2 protein-coding genes are annotated in these 2,634 nt (G+C 47.5%); both read left to right on the forward strand.

Annotation, left to right across the window (positions count from 1 at the left end; all coding sequences use genetic code 11):
* The first annotated feature begins 235 nt into the window (after nt 1-235).
* Nucleotides 236-550 carry a hypothetical protein gene (locus tag QUA77_RS28865; protein ID WP_333043139.1) on the forward strand — a complete coding sequence of 105 codons (315 nt, stop codon included), beginning with the start codon at nt 236-238 and terminating at the stop codon, nt 548-550.
* Between the two features lie 118 nt (nt 551-668).
* Entirely contained in the window at nt 669-2,540 is a 1,872-nt protein-coding gene (locus QUA77_RS28870; RefSeq protein ID WP_333043140.1) for a site-specific integrase, read from the forward strand.
* Nucleotides 2,541-2,634: the final 94 nt, after the last annotated feature.

A 2,634-nucleotide genomic window follows, 5' to 3' on the forward strand; every position in this document is an offset into this window, starting at 1 on the left:
TTGAGTTACCTCAGTAGATGTGTTCTCTTTCTTTACTTATTTTAACATAGTTCGGTTTTTTGGCGCCGACTTACTTACACGGTATTTCTCGCTCAGAAGTTGTTGAGCAATTTGCTAGAAAACTGGAGCAGTTACCAGCTCATTCACCAACCCAAAGTAACCCTTAGTCCTCAACCCAATTTTTTTGACAATCCAGCCCTTTTTTAGTCTCACTGATTGCACTATGATTTTTTTTATGACCAGAACCACACAACTGTATTTTGGCTATCAAGTACAAAAGCCAAAAGAGGCTCCCTTACAAAGGTTAGCTACTACACAAAAGCTAACTTTTGCTAGTTTTAGTCAGCCGATTGGTTGGAGTGTGGTGTCGAGCTTCTACCTTGCTAAGCATAGCAAGGCGTTAGCTCTTATGGCTTACCTAAGCTTTTTTAAGGTTATAAATAGCCAAAAACTTATTTATAAAACAAGCGGGTTTTTAAGAAAAAAAGCCTTGCCATATAAGGCTTACAGCCGACCGCCACCTACGGTAAAAATTACAGTAAAGTTGTGACTGTAGTTTTTACTATTATTTGAATGAGAGCAATTTTCTGAAAGCCTCTTTTCAAAGCTTCGTAGCACTTCCACAAGACCTAAACTTGTCCCATCTTCCTCTACCACCATTTATAAAAATGAAAAAAAACCTCTCTTTGACCGATATTCTCGGTCTTTATGCTAGTTACATTCAGAGCAAGCACCCGCAAAAGAAAGCGCAAGAAATTATTTCTCAAACTGAAACGGCTATCAACCGTTACACTTTGCCCGGATGGGGCTTGGAGCCTTTCAAAGGTCGCAAGCCCACGCGAGTTGAAATAGACAAAGCCACGGCCTTTAAACAAGGTATAAACGTTGAGCAATTCACAACTGCGAGGGAAGCTCAAGAAAAAGCCTTTGAATTGCTGCAACCCTCGGATAGTAGTAAAGAGGTTTATAGCTGTCGGCTCAATGAACTTCTTTCTTGGTCTAGCCAGGAGGGGTGGTGGCCGGGCAATACCTTACCTGAGAAACCTGTTGATTGCTGCGGGGGTCGTCGCCGTCGCGGCTATGGAATTATGGCGAAAACGCTACTGACGAGCCGCTCTGCTTTGCCGCCTTATGGTTTGCAGCCAGAGCAAGTGTCAGAGAAGTTAAAAGCTAAAATTGAACATTTCTACAAGTTTCGTACCTCAGCTCACTGGCCGGGTAGGTTAGATGAACCGGTGAAAACAAAAGCCTGTCGCGACCAAATTGGCTTGCTCTTTCACTTGCTCGGCTGGTTCTATTACTACCGAGGAGTGCCGTTGGAGGAGCTGTCTTTAGATACTTTAATTCCGCCAGTTGAACTCAAGGCGGCTTCTAAGGAAGCTCCGGCCACAATGGCTGCTAAGGTGGGGAAGTATGTAGATTGTTGGGTCTGCGAATTCTGCAACTTTTTGATCGAGGAAAGAGGTGCTAAAAGCCCCCACACTCGCAAGAATTACCTGTGTGCGCTGCTGGCGGTGGCGAAGTTTCAGTATCACCTTGAAATCACTTCTAGCGATTACAGCGAAGTGCCGGCTGTGAAGGTGTTGCGCGGACGGCTGTCACTGGCAAATAAGGAGTTGAAGAATCACATCCCAGTGGCGGATGTGGATAAGAAGTGGCTGGATTTGCCGTACGTTTGGGAACTAATTGTCGAACCGCTGCGCTTGGAGTGCCAACCGAAGTTGGCGTGTGGCTCCCCGAGGTCTCTGGAGGCGATTGCTTCTAGCTTCCAGCGCTACGTACTCTGGGGGTTTTTGACCTATAGTCCCCCCCGGCGACAGCAGGAGTTGAGGGAGTTAAAAATGGCTCTTGAGTGTCCGGTGAAGCGGCCTGTGGATGTACCTGCTGACGGTTTGTACCAGCCTCTGCCTACGGGTCGCAACCGCGACCGGAATTGCGGTTATCTGTACAGGACACCGGACGGTCGCTGGCTCAAGGATGTAACGTCAGAGTCTTATAAAACTGGTAAGACTTACGGACACCAAGATTTGGAGATTCCTAACGTACAGTTCCCTGACGGGCGATGTTTCTACGACTACTTGGAAACATGGCTGTACGGCTATTATAAAATGCCGGAGGGAAGTTGGCGCTCTTGTGGAGCAACTTTCAATCCAGGGGAGCAGAAGGTTGGGCGTTTGTGGGCGGGTCGCTTGCAGTTTGACCTGGTTGGCGAATTCGTTTTCGTGCGGCCCAATGGCACGCCTTTTGCTGAGGACAGTATGGCTAGCTATATCAGTAATGCTGCTCATGCTTTGACGGGCCAGCGACTGACTCCTCACTTGCTGCGGGATATTTTTGCGACTCATTTTTTGGATAACGGAGCCTCTGACTCGGACATTGCTTCTCTGGCTTATGGCATGGGTCACAGCCCGCAGGTTCTTCGGGCGATTTACGATCGCCGCCGCCCGGAGCAAAAGCACAGACCGATTCAGTTAGCGGTTATGGAGCTAGTTCAAAAGTCGCTGCATCCTGACTCAAGTTCTCCTCCTAGCGAACCGTAATTCGCTTTCCCCTATAGGTAAGTAGGTAGGCGCTGTCAAACACAATTATGTTAAGGATTGTAAAGTATCCAAATGCCCTAAGCGTGGCTAAGTT

The sequence above is a fragment of the Microcoleus sp. K5-D4 genome (genome assembly GCF_036704575.1).
GTDB lineage: Bacteria > Cyanobacteriota > Cyanobacteriia > Cyanobacteriales > Microcoleaceae > Microcoleus.